General features: G+C 72.8%; 13 protein-coding genes. 5 read left to right on the forward strand and 8 right to left on the reverse strand.

The features are described 5' to 3' along the window. Positions 1 to 76 precede the first annotated feature (76 nt). The 3 genes from ACIQFX_RS06605 to ACIQFX_RS06615 all read right to left on the reverse strand — a co-directional run bounded on the left by ACIQFX_RS06605 (position 77) and on the right by ACIQFX_RS06615 (position 4,502). Positions 77 to 733, reverse strand: coding sequence for a hypothetical protein (locus tag ACIQFX_RS06605; protein ID WP_402459443.1), 657 nt, complete (start codon positions 731 to 733; stop codon positions 77 to 79). A gap of 257 nt (positions 734 to 990) precedes the next feature. Next, on the reverse strand, positions 991 to 2,223 hold the full coding sequence (locus tag ACIQFX_RS06610; RefSeq protein ID WP_402459445.1) for an FG-GAP-like repeat-containing protein: 1,233 nt from the start codon (positions 2,221 to 2,223) through the stop codon (positions 991 to 993). 1,427 nt (positions 2,224 to 3,650) lie between these two features. Further along, on the reverse strand, positions 3,651 to 4,502 hold the full coding sequence (locus ACIQFX_RS06615; RefSeq protein ID WP_402459447.1) for an alpha/beta fold hydrolase: 852 nt from the start codon (positions 4,500 to 4,502) through the stop codon (positions 3,651 to 3,653). Between the two features lie 725 nt (positions 4,503 to 5,227). Between ACIQFX_RS06615 and ACIQFX_RS06620 the strand changes: the two genes are divergently transcribed. Next, the gene (locus ACIQFX_RS06620) at positions 5,228 to 5,995 is read left to right on the forward strand and encodes a hypothetical protein (protein WP_402459449.1); all 768 of its coding nucleotides are present in this window, start codon (positions 5,228 to 5,230) and stop codon (positions 5,993 to 5,995) included. Positions 5,996 to 6,092: 97 nt separating this feature from the next. On the opposite strand, the gene ACIQFX_RS06625 is transcribed toward ACIQFX_RS06620, so the two are convergent. Continuing rightward, positions 6,093 to 6,782 (reverse strand): metal-dependent transcriptional regulator, encoded by a 690-nt coding sequence (locus ACIQFX_RS06625; RefSeq protein WP_402459450.1) that lies wholly within the window; start codon positions 6,780 to 6,782, stop codon positions 6,093 to 6,095. Positions 6,783 to 6,932: 150 nt separating this feature from the next. On the opposite strand from ACIQFX_RS06625, the gene ACIQFX_RS06630 reads away from it, so the two are divergent. Next, positions 6,933 to 7,688 (forward strand): SIS domain-containing protein, encoded by a 756-nt coding sequence (locus tag ACIQFX_RS06630; RefSeq protein ID WP_402459452.1) that lies wholly within the window; start codon positions 6,933 to 6,935, stop codon positions 7,686 to 7,688. Positions 7,689 to 7,847: 159 nt separating this feature from the next. Here ACIQFX_RS06630 and ACIQFX_RS06635 read toward each other — a convergent pair whose 3' ends face one another. Continuing rightward, the gene (locus ACIQFX_RS06635; RefSeq protein ID WP_402459454.1) at positions 7,848 to 8,771 is read right to left on the reverse strand and encodes an NAD(P)-dependent oxidoreductase; all 924 of its coding nucleotides are present in this window, start codon (positions 8,769 to 8,771) and stop codon (positions 7,848 to 7,850) included. Between the two features lie 59 nt (positions 8,772 to 8,830). Here ACIQFX_RS06635 and ACIQFX_RS06640 point away from each other — a divergent pair, with 59 nt between their 5' ends. Beyond that, positions 8,831 to 9,181 carry a winged helix-turn-helix transcriptional regulator gene (locus ACIQFX_RS06640; RefSeq protein ID WP_402459455.1) on the forward strand — a complete coding sequence of 117 codons (351 nt, stop codon included), beginning with the start codon at positions 8,831 to 8,833 and terminating at the stop codon, positions 9,179 to 9,181. Between the two features lie 106 nt (positions 9,182 to 9,287). On the opposite strand, the gene ACIQFX_RS06645 is transcribed toward ACIQFX_RS06640, so the two are convergent. Together ACIQFX_RS06645 and pdxH are read right to left on the reverse strand one after the other, a co-directional pair. Then, positions 9,288 to 10,613 carry a PAS domain-containing protein gene (locus tag ACIQFX_RS06645; RefSeq protein ID WP_402459457.1) on the reverse strand — a complete coding sequence of 442 codons (1,326 nt, stop codon included), beginning with the start codon at positions 10,611 to 10,613 and terminating at the stop codon, positions 9,288 to 9,290. Positions 10,614 to 11,641: 1,028 nt separating this feature from the next. Continuing rightward, positions 11,642 to 12,274, reverse strand: a complete 633-nt coding sequence (gene pdxH, locus ACIQFX_RS06650; RefSeq protein ID WP_402459597.1) for a pyridoxamine 5'-phosphate oxidase — start codon at positions 12,272 to 12,274, stop codon at positions 11,642 to 11,644. Between the two features lie 221 nt (positions 12,275 to 12,495). Here pdxH and ACIQFX_RS06655 point away from each other — a divergent pair, with 221 nt between their 5' ends. Continuing rightward, positions 12,496 to 13,596, forward strand: coding sequence for a citrate synthase 2 (locus tag ACIQFX_RS06655; protein ID WP_402459458.1), 1,101 nt, complete (start codon positions 12,496 to 12,498; stop codon positions 13,594 to 13,596). On the opposite strand, the gene ACIQFX_RS06660 is transcribed toward ACIQFX_RS06655, so the two are convergent. Then, positions 13,575 to 14,618, reverse strand: a complete 1,044-nt coding sequence (locus tag ACIQFX_RS06660) for an isopenicillin N synthase family dioxygenase (protein ID WP_402459460.1) — start codon at positions 14,616 to 14,618, stop codon at positions 13,575 to 13,577. The genes ACIQFX_RS06655 and ACIQFX_RS06660 overlap by 22 nt on opposite strands. 368 nt (positions 14,619 to 14,986) lie before the next feature. On the opposite strand from ACIQFX_RS06660, the gene ACIQFX_RS06665 reads away from it, so the two are divergent. Next, complete coding sequence (locus ACIQFX_RS06665) at positions 14,987 to 16,024, forward strand: M4 family metallopeptidase (protein WP_402459462.1); 1,038 nt, start codon at positions 14,987 to 14,989, stop codon at positions 16,022 to 16,024. Positions 16,025 to 16,060 lie beyond the last annotated feature (36 nt).

Genomic DNA, 16,060 nt, shown 5'->3' on the forward strand with positions numbered 1-16,060 from the left:
CGGACTTCCTATCCGACCCGCTTCGGCGGCGGCAAACCAATAAACCCGCTGAACCCGCGCCCGACCCGCATTCCCCTTACGCGCGCGGTGTGCCGTCCCACCGCCACTTGGTCAGGCGGGGCCGCCCCTCCAAATCGCCCCGCCCCGTGGCCCACAGCAACGTGCGCCACGGCTCCGTGTCGGACGGCGCCTCCGGGAACAACCGGGCCAGCACCCGCGCGCAGATGTCCGCCGGCGGACTCCACACGAGCCCCAGCCCCTGCGCCAAGTCGTCCGTGTGCACCACGGTCTCGACGATCCCCATCGCCGCGAAGCCCTCCGGGTCCGAGACCCCGAACCCGTGGTACGCCCGCTTCTCCGGCGACGCCGTACGCGCCATCGCGACCAGCAGCGCCCCACTCGCCTCCAGCACCGTCAGCAGCCCGGCCGGCCCCGCCGCACGGTCCGCGTGGATCGCGTTCGCCGGCCCGCCCTGCCTCCGGCTCTCCCACACGAACGGCACGTCCCCGTCCAGCGGCGGCGCCTTCGGCCCGAGCTGCGCCGCGTACGCGAACAGGTCGTCGCTCAGGTGCTCCACGGTCTCCCAGCAGTCCCACTCCAGCGAGCCCGCCTTCCCCTCCCACGCCTCCGGGGGCGCGCCCCGCAGGACCTCCACGGCGAGCCGCACGGCCAGGTCCAGGTCGTCCGCGGTGACGGGCCGCCGGTTCACATCGGTCTTCTCTGATCGGGACATGGCGAGACCGTATCGCTCGCGCCGACGGGGGTGCCCTCCTCGCGGCGATACGAACGAAGCGATGGAGAATCGATGAACGAAGCCATGAGGGCCTCCACCCGCCGGGGTGGAGGCCCTCATGTCACGCTCGCGTTCACGGCGCTGGGGATCCGCTCAGAATGTCCGCTCCGAACGTCCACTCGGAACATCCGCTCAGAACGTCCGCTCGGAACATCCGCTCAGAACGTCCGCTCGGAACATCCGCTCGGAACGTCCGCTCAGAACGTGCCGCGGAGGTCGGACCAGTCGACGTACTGGCTCTCCGGGGAGCCGGGGTTGAGGCCGCCGGTGCCCTTGCCGCTGTAGAGGACGAGGCAGCCGACGCCGCGGCAGCCTTCGCCGATGTACGAGCCGGTGGTGACGGTCGCGAGGTCGTTGAGGCCGTCGCCGGTGAAGTCGCCGAGGGCGAGGAAGGAGGCCATGACGTTCCAGCCGCCGGAGCCGATGAGGACCCGGGGGCCGAACGTGCCGGAGGCGGTGGCCGGGTAGAGCCAGAGCTTGCCGGTGGAGGCCTCGCGGGTGATGAGGTCGGCCTTGCCGTTGCCGTTCATGTCACCGGGGGCGACCAGGGCGTTCATGGCGTTCCAGCCGCCGGAGCCCAGGAGCTTGCGGGCACCGAGGGCGCCGGTGGAGGTGCCGGGGTAGAGCCACAGCTTGCCGGTCGTGGGCTCGACGGCGAGCAGGTCGGAACGGTTGTCGCCGGTCAGGTCGCCGTACGCGGTCAGCTTGGCCATGGCGTTCCAGCCACCGGAGCCGATCAGCTTGCGGGTCCCGAGCGTGCCCGTGCCGGTGCCGGGGTAGAGCCACAGCTTGCCGGTGGCGGTCTCACGGGCGATGACGTCCTCGCGCCCGTCGCCCGAGAAGTCACCGTGCCGGGTCAGGGCGTTCATGACGCCCCAGCCGCCCGTACCGACGAGACGGCCGGTGCTGTCACCGGGCAGGAACCAGAGGCGCCCCGCCTCGTCACGGACGAGGACGTCCGCCTTCTTGTCCGCGTTCAGATCGCCGAAACCGGCCTTCGCCGGAGACGTCGCCGCGTTCCACGACGGGTACGCGAGCCCCCGGCACTCCCGCTCCGTGGGCACGAACTTCAGCGAGCTGATCGAGTTGCTGCCCGGGCCGCCCCACTCCGTGCCCGCCGGATCCGACGGAATCACGGTCGCGCCGGCCGACCCGGTGTAGTTCGCGTCGTCGTAGAGGCACAGCCACTTGCTCGTGCGGTTGACGATCGAGCGGAACGCGTTGTCCCAACTCCCGAGCGTCGCCTGGTTCACGTTCGTCTTGTACATCGTGCCGGTGCCGTTGTCCGACTTCCACGCACAGAAATAGCCGGACGGGCAATCACCGATCGCCGCCTGCGCCGGCGTCGCGCCCGCGCCCAACAGGCCCACCGAGGCCAGACCCAGCGTCGTGGCCGCCGCGGCGAGGCGCCGCAAGATGGAAATACGCATCGAGTTCCCTTCAGCGGCGCGGAGACGTCGATGCTCGACGCGCCGTGGGACGGACGGTACCCCGCCCCCCTCCCCTACCACCCCGCGGGGTCCCATCCCGACGGGCCGCGCGCACCTGCCACCCCGGCACGGGCACCTGGATTCATCGGGTGGGCCACGTCTGCCACCCGCCGACCCCGACAAGGGCCCGCACCTGCCGGTGCACCGTGCCGACCCGCGCCGCCCACCTCGTGCGGGGCCCGCGCCGCCCTGGGGGCCGCGCCTCTCGCGGCCGCCGCTGTGCGGCCCGCGCCGCCTGCGCCCGCGCCGCCTTGTGGACCCACGTCTCCCGCGCCTGCCGGTGTGTGGGCCCGCGCCTCCCGCGCCCACCGCCTTGCGGGCCCGCGCCTCCTGCAGCCGCCGCCCTGTGGGCCCGCGCCTCCCGCGCCCGCGCCGCCTTGTGGACCCACGTCTCCCGCGCCTGCCGGTGTGTGAGCCCGCGCCTCCCGCGCCCACCGCCTTGCGGGCCCGCGCCTCCTGCAGCCGCCGCCCTGTGGGCCCGCGCCTCCCGCGGCTGCGCACCCATGGCGCGGGCCCGCGCGCCGCCTGTGCCCGCCGCCCCGTCGCCCATCGCCGTGTGGCCACGCGCCGGCCGTTGGCCCACCTTCGTGTGGGCAATCGTCCCGCTGGGGCGGGACGGGTGGGCACACGGGACGGCGCCCTCGGCGGCGCCCCCGCCCCCTGGGCCTGGACCCGCACCGATACGGCGGCGTACAGCAGGGTGCGGGTTCGGGCGCGGAAGCCTGGGCCCGGCAACGGGCACCGTCCGTTGTGCCCACCCTCCCCCAGACTCCGTCCGGGGGGGGACCCCCACGCCCCTGGCGGACGATTGCCCACAACGCGGGTGGACCGGAGCGCGCCGTCCGATGTGCCGCAACGGGGTGGACCGGGCCCGGCCCTCCGTTGCCCCGCAACGGGTGGACCGGGCCGGGCCGGGGTGCGGCGTCGGTTGCCCACAACGAGGCGGCCGGACCGGGCCGGACCAGACAGGGGCGCAGCGCCCGTTGTGCCCACAACGAGACGGGCCGGGAAGTCCGTTGTGCGCACAACGGGGTGGGCCGGCGAAGGTGGGCACCGCCCGAGGTCCTATCGCGGGGCCCGGGGGCACCGTCCCACGGCCCACGACGGGGGTGGGCCCGCCGCAGGCACGCCGAGCGGGCGGGGTGGGCAGCTGCGGCGCGCCGAGCGGGCGGGGTGGGCAGCGGCAGCGGCAGCGGCAGCGGCAGCGGCAGCGGCAGCGGCAGCGGCAGCGCGCCGAACGAGCGGTGGGCAGGCACGTTGTGCGCAGCCGCAGCAGGGGTGGCGAGGGGCGTTGGGCGCTGCCGCGGGTCCCATCGAGGGTGGGCCTCGGTGGGGGTACGGGCTTCCTGGGCGGGGCCCGGAGGGGGTCAGGGGGTGAGGAGGCCGGTGAGGAAGGGGGAGACGACGGTGTGCCAGGCGGAGGGGTGGGAGTAGTGGAGGAGGTGACCGGCGTCGGGGATCTCAGCGTACGAGCCGTGGGGGAGGACGCGGACCATCTCCTGGGCTTCGGCGCGGCCGAGTTCCCCGTCGAGGCCGCGGACGACGAGCGTGGGGCAGCGGACTTCGGCGAGGGAGTCCCAGTGGGCGTCGTGGACCCAGGTCTCGCGGGAGGTGAGCATGTGGGCGGGGTCGAAGACGGGGCGCCAGCCGTCGGGGTGTTGGGCCATCACCTCGGCGAAGAAGGCGCCGCGGGCGGGGTTGGGGCGCTCGACCCACGGGTCGTCCTCGCCGAACCAGCGGCGGGCGGCGTCGAGCGTCGGGAAGGGGGTGGGCCAGCGGCGGAACCAGTCGTGCCACTCGCGCTGGGAGGCTGCTCCGAGCGCCGAGGCCCGCATGTCGCAGATGACGAGGGCGCGGACCAGGTCGGGCCGTTCGGCGGCGAGTTGCCAGGCGGTGAGGGCGCCCATGGAGTGGCCGATGAGGGTGGCGGGGCCGAGGCCGAGCTGTTCCACGGCGGCGGCGGCGTCGGCGACGTACGCCTCGCGGGTGAAGACGCCGCCGGGCGGCCGCTCGCTGTGGCCGTGGCCGCGCTGGTCGAGGGCGACCGTGCGGGTGCGGCCGGAGAGGCGGGCGACGGCGGGGGCCCAGTGGGCGGCGTGCCCCATGAGGCCGTGGAGGAGCAAGACGCCGGGGCCCGTCCGCCGGGCGGTCCCGTCCGTGAAGTCCCAGGCCGCCAGCCGTACGCCATCGGCCCCGGTGACGTCGAGTCGTCGCGCCATGTCCCTGGCACCCCCTCTTTTCCGTCGAACCCAGCCAGACTATCGAACTCGTATTCGAAAATGCGCTCCTGCCACCCAACACCCCTCGTTCGAGTGACAGGACTCAAGGATTGACTCCCGCTGCCGAGGGGAGATCTTCAACGGGAGGCGGACCGCTCGGGGAAAAACGGTCCGAAGGGGATGACCTTGAGAGCTCGGGGCTCCAGGTCAGCACAGGGGAGGACAGGCCCCGGCGCCCAAGGGCGCCGGGGCCCTCTGTCGTCCGCAGCCCCTCATGGCCTCACCCCCTCCACGCCCGGCTCGTACCAGCGTGGCACGGCGAGGGCGCGGGCGTGACCATTCCGGCGTAAACGGGGCGCACGGGGGGGCCGTTGGGCCTTGCGGCGGAGCCGACGCGAGCGGGCCGGAGGGCTGTTGGACCTTGCGGCGAAGTCAGCACGGCCGGATCGGGGGGCTGTTGGACCTCGCAGCAGAGTCGGTGCGAGCGGGCCGAAGGGGGCCATCGGACTTTCCCTCGAAGTCAGCACGACCGGTTCGAGGGGCCGTTGGACCTTGCCGCGGAGTCGACACAACCGGGCCGGAGGACTGTTGGACCTTCCCGCAGAGTCGACACAACCAGGTCGCGGGGCCGTTGGGCTTTGCCGCGGAGTCGGTGCGAGCGGGTCGATACGCCTTCGTGACCCGGATCCGGGCAACCGGGCTGCGCCCTCGACCGTCCACGAAGCGTGCTGTCACCCCAGATACTCGCCAAGGGCGCCGACTCGGCCGTCCTCGAGGACGACCGGCTCGTCATCACGACGACCGGCACGCGCAAGGAAATCCCCCTCGCCGTCATCCAGGAGGTCCGGCGGGACACCGAGACGTCCCTCGAGGTCGTCCTGACCGACGGCGTCCCGCACCGGGTGACGGGCGGCAACCCGACCGCGACCACGCTGTTCCACACGGCCCTGGACGCCGCCCTCCCCGCGGAGCGGGACCCGGCCGGCAGCGCCCTGGTGACCGTCGAGGACGACCCGGGCGCGGTTCCCTGGTGGTCGGTGCTCGGCTGGAGCACGGCCTTCGTCGCCGCCTACACCGGCTACGTGTGGTGGACCGCCGCCGCCCACGGCGGCGCGATGGCCTTCATCGCCTTCTTCGCCGGGTTCGGAACGCTCTTCGGCCTGCTCGGCGTCCTCGCCACCGCGAGCAACCTCCACGACCGCTGGGTGCTCAAGCGGCGCGGCGTCACCGTCCGGGCCACCGCGGACCACTACCCGAACGGGAAGCGGTCGGAGTACTACAAGTACACCGACACCCACGGCAACGAGTACCTCCAGCGCGGCTCCAGCAACTCGACGCCGCACATCCACGTCGTCTACGACCCGCGGAAGACCGGCCGCCACGTCCAGCGGAAGTGGCTCCCCGTCCTGGTCACGCAGTACGCCTTCGGCTCACTCGCCGCCCTCGGCGTCCTCGCGCTCGGGCTGTGGGGCGTCCTCGCCCCGTACATCTGACGGACGGAAGGGCACCACGGCCGGAAGGCCCGGCGGCGGAAACGGGCGAGGGGCGCCCGGGCCTGCCGGGCGCCCCTCGTCCACGTACCGGAAGGCGTCAGCGCTTCGCCACGAAGACGTGCGCCGCGACCTCGGCGTCCAGCTCGGCGGCCTCGCCGCTGCTGCCCACGAGGACACCGCCCGGCGACTCCGACACCGACACGACGGAACCGGGCTGCACGCCCGCCCTCCGCAGCGTGTACATCAGCTGGGCGTCCGTCTGGATCGGCTCGCCGATGCGGCGCACGACGACCGTCTTGCCGCCGCTCGCGTCGAGGTCGGCCAGGGAGACCATCGAGTCGTCGAGGAAGGACTCCGCCTCCGCCTTCTCGCCCAGCTCCTCGAGGCCCGGGATCGGGTTGCCGTACGGCGACTCCGTCGGGTGGCGCAGCAGTTCCAGGACCCGCCGCTCCACGGCCTCGCTCATCACGTGCTCCCAGCGGCAGGCCTCCGCGTGCACCTGCTCCCACTCCAGGCCGATCACGTCGACCAGCAGACACTCGGCGAGCCGGTGCTTGCGCATGACGCGGGTGGCGAGGCGGCGGCCCTCGTCCGTGAGCTCCAGATGGCGGTCACTCGCCACGGCCACCAGGCCGTCGCGCTCCATCCTCGCCACCGTCTGGCTCACGGTCGGGCCGCTCTGGTCGAGCCGCTCGGCGATCCGGGCACGCATCGGGACCACACCTTCCTCCTCAAGCTCGAGGATGGTGCGGAGATACATCTCCGTTGTGTCGATCAGTCCGGACATACGTGCCCCTCGATGAGTCGTGCGCTGGCCCTGCCCCAATTCTGACGCATCGAGCCGACAACCGGGCCTCACCCGGGCGAGGCGGTATTGACAGAGCAATGGTCCAGACCGCACCGTGATCCGCGACCACGACGAGAAGGAGCCGCCGCCATGGGCGAGAGCAAGCTGGCCGGACAGTTCTTCGAGGCCGCGATCGGCCTGCTCCAGCAGGTCCGCGACGAGGACTCCGCCGAGATCGCCGCCGCGGGCGCCGCGATCGCCGAAGCCGTCGAGAACGGCAACCGGCTCTTCGCCTTCGGCGCGGGCCACTCCTCCCTCGCCGCCCAGGACGTCGTCTACCGGGCCGGCGGCCTCGCCCTGATGAACCTGCTCGCCGTCCCCGGCACCGTCGGCGTCGACGTCATGCCCGCGACCCTCGGCTCCGCCCTGGAGCGCGTCGACGGCCTCGCCGGCGCCGTCCTCGACTCCTCTCCCGCCAAGGCCGGGGACGTCCTGATCATCATCTCCCTCTCCGGGCGCAACGCCCTGCCCGTCGAGATGGCCATGAACGCCCGCGCCCTCGGCCTCACCGTCATCGGCGTCACCTCGGTGGCCTACGCGACCGAGACGAAGTCGCGCCACGTCTCCGGCACCTACCTCAAGGACCACTGCGACATCGTCCTCGACTCCAGGATCGCCGTCGGCGACGCCGAGCTCACCCACGAAGGCATCGAGGCCCCCTTCGCCCCCGCCTCCACCGTCGTCACCAGCGCCCTCATGCAGGCCACCATGGCCGCCGCCGCCGAGGACCTCGTCCGCCGCGGCATCGAGCCGCCCCTCCTGCGCTCCGGCAACGTCGACGGCGGCCACGAGTGGAACGGCCGCGTCATGAGCGAGTACGGCGACCGGATCTTCTTCCGGCACTAGCCGGATCTCGTTCACCGGCGGACGACGACGGCGGCGTACGACGGCGACGGCGACGGCGACGGCGACGGACCACGGTGGCGTACGGCGGGCCCCGCAGACGACGGCGGGCCCGACAGACGACGGCGGGCCCCACAGACGACGGCGGGCCCGACAGGCGGCTCAGTCGCGGGCCAGGACCTGCGTCACCCGGGTGAAGCCCTCGGCGCCGTGGCCGCGGTCGACGGCGCGGAGGGCGAGGGCCTCCGCGGCGCGCATGACGGTCGCGTCGAGGCCGTGGGCCTCGGCGGCGTGGACGACGTGCGACATGGTGGAGACGGCCGAGGTGAGGGGGTTGCCCTCGCCCGAGTAGGAACCGCTGTCGACGTCGTCCGCCCACTCCTCGAACAGCGGCGGGAGGATCGCGCCGATGCCGGCGGCGAAGGGCGCCAACTCGCGCGCCGAGATGCCCTCCGCGCGGGCCACGGCCAGCGCGTGCACGTAGCCCGTCATCGACGTCCAGAAGATGTCGAGCAGGGCCACGTCGTACGCCGCCGCACGGCCGATGTCCTCACCGAGATGGGTGTGGGCACCGCCCAGGGCGTCGAGCACCGGCCGGTGCTCGGCGTACAGCGACTCGGGCCCGCTGTACAGGAACACGCCGGCCGGCGTCCCGATGCTCGGCGTCGGCGTCATGATCGCGCCGTCCAGATAGCCGATGCCGTGCTCGGCGGCCCAGCCGTCGGTGTCGCGGGCGCGCTCCGGGACGTCGGCGCTCAGGTTCACCAGGGTCCGCCCCTTCAGCGCGTCCCTGACGGCGGGCTGCCGCAGCACGGAGTCCGTGGCGTCGTAGTTGACGAGGCAGATCACGGTCAGCGCGCTAGCGCCGACCGCCTCCTCGGCGCTCCCGGCCAGGACCGCGCCCCGCTCGGCCAGGTCGCCCTCACGGCCCGGGGTCCGGTTCCACACGGTGGTGTGCACCCCGGCGTCCAGGAAGGCGCCGGCGAGCGCCCGACCCATCGGGCCGAGACCGAGGACCGTGACGGAGAGCGGGGAACCGGACGACGACGCGGTCGAGGACGCGGAAGAAGAGGCGGAAGAAGACACGGGGGAACTCCCTTGCACAAGGATGGGATACAGGTGACCGACGAACGAGAGGGACGCGCATGACACGCCTCCGGGCCCAGGACACGAACGTCTGCGGAGTGACGGCCGCGATCGCCGTCATCGACGGCAAGTGGAAGACGTCGCTGCTGTGGCGGCTGGAGTCCGGGCCGCTGCGGCCCGGCGAACTGCGCCGCAGGATCCCCGAGATCAGCGAGAAGGTGCTGACGCAGGCGCTGCGGGAGATGGAGGAGGACGGCCTCGTGCACCGCGAGGTGCACGACGTGCTGCCGCCGAAGACCGTCTACTCGCTGACGGCGTACGGACGCGAACTGTCGGAACTGCTGGGCCCGTTGTCGGACTGGGGCCATCGCCGGCTGGACCGGCTCACGGAAGCGGCCGCCGCCTCCTGAGGCCCTGTCGCTCCCTCTCGTCCGGGCCACCACCAGGTTCTCCCGGGCGTCGGGACCGTACAAGTACCCACAAAAAAGTGGGTGTACGGAGGGGGCTCCGCGGTGCTCAGTCCTTGTCGCCGAGCTCCAGGAGGGCCGCCACCCGGGCCGCGATCGTCTCGCCGAACACCACGTCCTCCCGCTCGAAGGGCGACCGGCAGGCGGCCCGCAGGAAGGTCAGCACACCCAGCGTGCGGCCGCGGGAGCGCAGCACCAGGCACAGGGCGTGCGCCGCGTCGCCGGGCCACTGGTGGGCCTCCGCCCAGACCTCGGCGGTACGGCCCGCGCTCGCCCGCACCGTGCCCAGCCGGTCCCAGGCCTGGAGCGCCGGGTGCCTCGGCCCGTACCGCAGGGGGATGCCGCCGCCGACGACCGGGGACGACGGGCCGGGGACCCCGGCGGGGGTCGCGAGGGCGCGCGTCAGGCGCCGCTCCCCCGCCACCCGGTCGACCACCGCGTGGTCGGCGAAGCCGGCGAGGGCGAAGTCGAGCAGGACCGTCGCCGCCTCGTCCGTGTCCTCGCACTCCGCCGCCGCGGCGCCCGCCCGGTGCAACTGGCTCCACCGGAACCGCAGGCGGTCGGCCTCGCGCGCCGCGAGCCGCTCCTCCGTCACGTCCTGGAACAGCCAGGCCACGCCCAGCGGCACCGGTTGCTCCGCCATCGGCGACGACAGGAGCAGGAAGCCGCTGCGCCAGCACCGGCGCCGCTCCCCCGCGGCCGTCCGCAGCGTCACCCACACCTCGGCGGGCGCGGCCGGCGTCCCCTCCGCCAGCACGTGCTGGAGTGCCGCCTCCAGTTCCTCCGCGCCGTGGACGACGACGTCGCCGAGCGGCCGCCCGAGCAGGGCCGTACGTCCGGTGCCCAGCGCGCGGGCCGCATGGGCGTTGATCATCGCGGGGCGCAGGTCGGCGTCCACGAGCACGACGCCCCACGACGCGTCGTCGAACAGTGCCTCGCTCAGCGCGACCGACCGCTCCAGATCCAGCTGTACGTGCACCTCGCTGAACGCGCAGTACACGCCCGCCGGCGCCCCGTCCGCGCCCCGCACGCCCGCCGCCTGGCTCCGCACGAGCACCCGCCCGCCGTCCTTGCGCAGCAGTACGAACTCGTGGACCTGCCGGCCCGGCCCCTTCATCGCGCCCATCAGCCGGCCCAGGGTCTCCTCGGCGTCCGCGCTCCGCGCCGCCCACCCCCCGAACCCCCGTCGTCCCACCGCCTCAGCGGCCGACCACCCGAGGATCCGCTCGGCCTCCCTGTTCCAGTGCGTCACCGTGCCGTCCGCGTCGAACGCGCACAACGCCGCGTCCATCCCGTCCAGCAGCGCCGCCAGCAGATCTCCCCCCGCTCCCGGAACAGAAGCGGTCTCACTGGCCGACCCCGTGAAGGCACTCATCCGACACCCCCCATGCTGGGGCCATTCAACTCGAACGTGACGCAGAGCACATCACCTTCAGCGAAATCACCGCCCTGCGAAAGCAGAGCAGGCAGCCCCTTCGAGACGGGCGACCCAGAGCTTTCAAGGGCGGTTCCCAGCCACTCGCAGCGAAAAGTGGCGCATGCCACACCGGTCGATTCTGGGCCGTGTGAGCAGGAGTTCCGCTCCTGGCGGTCGTCACACGGACTCGTGAGGTCACTCGCTCCCCGGCCCGTGCCGGACTCCTTCGCGGAATCGGAGTGACCAGCCCCAGTCATCATGATCGTCGGATCGGAAGCGGGTGTCTTCGATGACTACGTTCCCGGCAGGCCGGAAGACCCGCCAGGCTGTGCTTCCTCAGCAGCCTGCTCTGGAATCCGCGAGCGCAGACACCCCTGGGAGCAGGGACGAAACGGCTCGCGGACACCTCGCGTCACTGCGGGGCACCGGTCGGGTACTTGGGCGAGGGGAGACCGGTCGGCTCGACACCCGGGCCGGTCGGCGTCACGCCGCACAGGCGGAGAACAGGGGCGGTGGGCGGGCGTCCGGACCGGCCGCGTGTCGGTCCGGAGTACGGGGCGGCACAGCGTCTCCACGCCGCTCGGGCGCTTCAACGCGTCCCACGGGAACCTGCGGCTGCTCCAGCGTGCCGACGGCCGTTCCTACGCCTGGAGGAGCGACGCCGAACGCGCCGAATAAATCGGTTGAGCGTCCGGCCCGGCGTTCGTAGCGTGTGAGTCACGCATGAAAGGAGGTGATCCGGAAGTGATTTCTTACCGGACCAGCGAGGTGACTGCGGGCTGAGGCCTGCCGTCGCACTCTGTGCACCTCGGCAGGCCGAACTGCCGAAGAACAACGCAGTCACCCGACCGTGAGTCGCCGGTAAGTCCGGCCGGCTCCTGTCCGAACCTAGGCGGACAGGACCAGACTCACGGTCGTCTGCGTTTCCGGGCCCGTGACGCCGGACCCGCCGGCGTCGGGCCGAGCCTCTGGAGGGGCCCGGTCGGTCAGGGGGCCAGGCGTTCGACGTGCCAGGTGTCGGTGTCGGGGGCGCGGTGGTAGCGGAGGCGGTCGTGGAGGCGGTTCTCGTGGCCTTGCCAGAACTCGACGGTGTCGGGGATGACGCGGATGCCGCCCCAGTTCGGGGGGACGGGGACCTGTTCGGGGTCGGGGTAGCGGGCGGCGAGGTCGTCGTAGCGGGCGAGGAGGTCGCTGCGGGAGGGGATGACGGAGGACTGGGGGCTGGCCCAGGCGCCGAGCTGGGAGCCGTGGGGGCGGGTGCGGAAGTAGGCGACCGTCTCGTCGCGGCCGGTGTGGACGGCGCTGCCGGTGACGATGACCTGGCGGGCCAGGGGGTGCCAGGGGAAGAGCAGGGAGGCGTGGGGGTTGGCCTCCAGTTCGCGGCCCTTGCGGGAGCCGTAGTTGGTGAAGAAGACGAAGCCGGCCTCGTCGTAGTGCTTGAGGAGGACCGTCCGGGAGGACGGGCGGCCGTCGGGGGTCGCGGTGGAGACGATCATCGCGTTGGGCTCGTGGATCGCCGGGTTGGCGGCGGTCTCCTTGAACCAGCGGGTGAACTGCTCGATCGGCTCGGGCGCGAGGTCGGCCGCGAGGAGCTCCGTGGTGCGGTACTGCTCGCGCATGTCGGCGGGGTCCAGGGCGTCGGTCACAGGGCCATCCTGCCGCAGCGGCCGAGTCTGCCCGGCACCACGTGGCCCTAATCCTCACTCGCCGGAACGGCGGAGTGTGCCGGATGTCACGCTTCCCCGCATCATCGGAACCGTACAGACTCTTCCGCTGGATGACTGTTGATTCCCACCATCGACCAACCTGGTTGATCGATCATCGATAGAGGAGCCGCCTGATGTCCGACTTCGTACCCGGGCTCGAGGGAGTCGTCGCGTTCGAGACGGAGATCGCCGAACCCGACAAGGAGGGCGGTGCCCTCCGCTACCGCGGGGTCGACATCGAGGACCTCGTCGGTCACGTCTCGTTCGGAAACGTCTGGGGCCTGCTCGTCGACGGAGCGTTCAACCCGGGCCTGCCGGCCGCCGAGCCGTTCCCGATCCCGGTGCACTCCGGTGACATCCGGGTCGACGTGCAGTCCGCACTCGCGATGCTGGCGCCGGTGTGGGGCCTCAAGCCGCTGCTCGACATCTCCGCCGAGCAGGCCCGTGACGACCTCGCCCGCGCGGCCGTGATGGCGCTGTCGTACGTCGCCCAGTCCGCCCGCGGCCAGGGTCAGCCGATGGTCCCGCAGAGCGAGATCGACAAGGCGCAGTCGGTCGTGGAGCGGTTCATGATCCGCTGGCGCGGCGAGCCGGACCCGAAGCACGTGAAGGCCGTCGACGCGTACTGGACGTCGGCCGCGGAGCACGGCATGAACGCGTCCACGTTCACCGCCCGCGTCATCGCCTCCACCGGCGCGGACGTGGCGGCGGCGCTGTCCGGCGCCGTGGGCGCCATGTCGGGCCCGCTGCACGGCGGCGCTCCGTCCCGCGTCCTCGGCATGATCGAGGAGATCGAGCGGACGGGCGACGCGGAGGCGTACGTGAAGGGGGCCCTGGACAAGGGCGAGCGCCTGATGGGCTTCGGACACCGCGTGTACCGGGCCGAGGACCCCCGCGCGCGCGTGCTGCGCCGTACGGCCAAGGAGCTGGACGCGCCGCGCTACGAGGTGGCCGCCGCGCTGGAGAAGGCCGCGCTGGACGAGCTGCACAACCGGCGTCCGGACCGGATCCTGGCGACGAACGTGGAGTTCTGGGCGGCGATCGTCCTCGACTTCGCGGAGGTGCCGGCGCACATGTTCACGTCGATGTTCAGCTGTGCCCGTACGGCCGGCTGGTCGGCGCACATCCTGGAGCAGAAGCGGACCGGGCGGCTCGTGCGTCCGTCGGCGCGCTACACGGGCCCCGGCAAGCGGGACCCGCGCGACATCGAGGGTTACGCGGACATCACCGGCTGACCCTCCGGGTGCAGCAGGAGCTCCGCGTGGTGGCGGGCGGCCACCGACGGGTGGGCGCGGAGCTTCCCCTTCAGTTCGTTGCGGCCGTACTCGGCGAACAGCGGGTTCGCCGGGTCGACGGTGACGCCGGGGGCCCGGTCGGCGTACGGGAAGGCCAGCGGGGAGATCCGGGCGTCGAGCCGCGGGTTGTAGAAGAACGGGACGGAGTAGCGCTCCGTCGCCCCGGGCGGGGAGACGACCCGGTGGTTGGTGGCGATCAGGTAGCCGTTCGTCGCCACTTCGAGGAGTTCGCCGAGGTTGACGACGAAGGCGCCGGGGAGCGGCGGCACGTCGTGGAAGTTCCCGTCCTCGCGCTGGACCTGGAGGCCGCCGACCTGGTCCTGGAGCAGCAGGGTGAGGAAGCCGTAGTCCTTGTGCGCGCCGACGCCCTGGTCGTCGCCCTCGCCGCTGCTGCCGGGGTAGCGGACCAGCTTGAGGTGCGGGTGGGCGCGGGGGCCGAAGATGTCGTCGTAGAAGTCCGCGGGCGCGCCGATGGAGGCGAGCAGTTCGTGGAGGAGGCGCTCGGCGACGCCGCTGAGGCGGTCGATCCAGTGCAGGGCGGCGGTGCGCAGCTCGGGGAGTGCGGCGGGCCACTGGTTGGGGCCTTCGAGCCACCAGTAGGGGGCTTCCCAGGGTGCGGGGGCGTGGGCGGGGCGTTCGGCGCCGATGTCGAGCTGGTCGCGCCAGTCGCGGGCGCCGGCGGTGCGTTCGTCGCCGATGCGGGTGTAGCCGCGGAAGTGCGGCGAGTTGATGTTGTCGAGGGCGAGCCGGTCGGCCTCGGGCAGGGCGAAGAACGCCCGCATGGCGGAGGTGAGGGCGTGCGTCTCGGCTTCGGTGATGCCGTGGCCGATGAGCTGGAAGAAGCCCACGTCGTGGGCGGCCGAGTGGAGCTGCGCGTGGAGCAGCTTGCGGGCCCGGGGGTCCCGGTCGGCGGCCGAGAGGTCGACGATGGGGAGCTGGGAGGGGTACGAGCTGTTCGTCATGGGTGCATCCGCGGGGTGTACGGGTGCCCGGGGCGGCCGCGAGGGGTGGTGCGGGGGCCACGGGTGCCGGTCGGCGTGGGGGCTCGGACGAGGGACCGCCGGGGTGTGGAGTGGTACCCGGAAGGTCAGGCGGAGCGGCGACAGCTCATGCTCGTGACGCGGACGAAGTCCACGTGACGGCGGCGTACGAGCAGAGGCATGCGACCAGAGTACTGCGGGTGTGCGAGAGGGACTGTGGCCCGGCTCACGTGGCGGGCGGGGCTCTCGGGGGCTGGTCAAAACGGCGGGCGTACGCGAAGATCGCCGCCATTGCGTGGCGAGTACACGCCAAGCTTCCCGTCGCAGCATCCCATCGCAGGAGGATGTCCATGACCCGCCGCACCTCTCGTGGCCTGGCGGCCGCGGCCGCCGTCACCGTGGCCGCCGCCACCGCGGCGCTGCTTCCGTCCGGGGGAGCCTCCGCCGCTTCCGCGCCGCAGGCCCGCGTCTTCATGGTGAACCCGGTCCAGTCCTCGGGCGACCAGTCCCTCGCCGACCACAAGGACGCGGCGAGCGACGTCCCCGCCTCCGCGTACGCCACCGTCACGCTGCGCAACCTCGACGCGAGCGGCGGCCTGTCCGGGAAGTGGGCCGTGGTCCGCTCGGAGACCGGCAAGCCCGCGAAGACCTCGGCCGCCACCTCGTTCGACCGCTCCGACGACGAGTTCGAGCAGGTCATGGCGTACTTCTGGGTCAACGAGGCGCAGGAGTACCTGCAGGGCCTCGGCTTCGGCACCGAGCTGCGCGGGGCGAACGACCGCGTCCAGCCGGTCCGGCTCAACCAGTGGGGCTCCGACAACTCCTTCTTCACCGACAAGAAGGACGAGATCCGCTTCGGCAAGGGCGGCGTGGACGACGCCGAGGACGCCGAGGTGATCGTCCACGAGTACGGCCACGCCGTGCACGAGGCCCAGGTCCCCGGCTTCGGCACCACCGCGGAGTCCGGCGCCATCGGCGAGGCCTTCGGCGACTACCTCGCGGTGGCCGTCGGCACGAACACGGCCACGAAGCACGGCTGGCCGATGAAGGCCGACCAGGCCTGTGTGGCCGACTGGGACGCGACCGGCTACAGCGAGGCCCCGCACTGCCTGCGCCGCATCGACTCCACGAAGACGTACGCGGACAGGGAGGGCGAGGTCCACGCCGACGGCGAGATCTGGTCCCGGGCCCTCTTCGACATCCGGGGCAAGCTCGGCGCCCGTACGGCCGACCGGATCATCGTGAACGCCCAGTTCGACTTCGCCGCCGACACCAGCTTCGAGGACGCGGCCCTCACGACGGTCGCGACCGCGCGGAAGATGTACGGCACGGCGGCCGCCGACGCGGTGCGCGACGCCTTCCGCGCCCGCGCCATCCCGGGCGTCTAGCCCGCACGCGGACGGGGCCCGGGCGGCCCGCACGCG

It is taken from the genome of Streptomyces sp. NPDC093089 (genome assembly GCF_044754405.1).
Classification (GTDB): Bacteria; Actinomycetota; Actinomycetes; order Streptomycetales; family Streptomycetaceae; genus Streptomyces.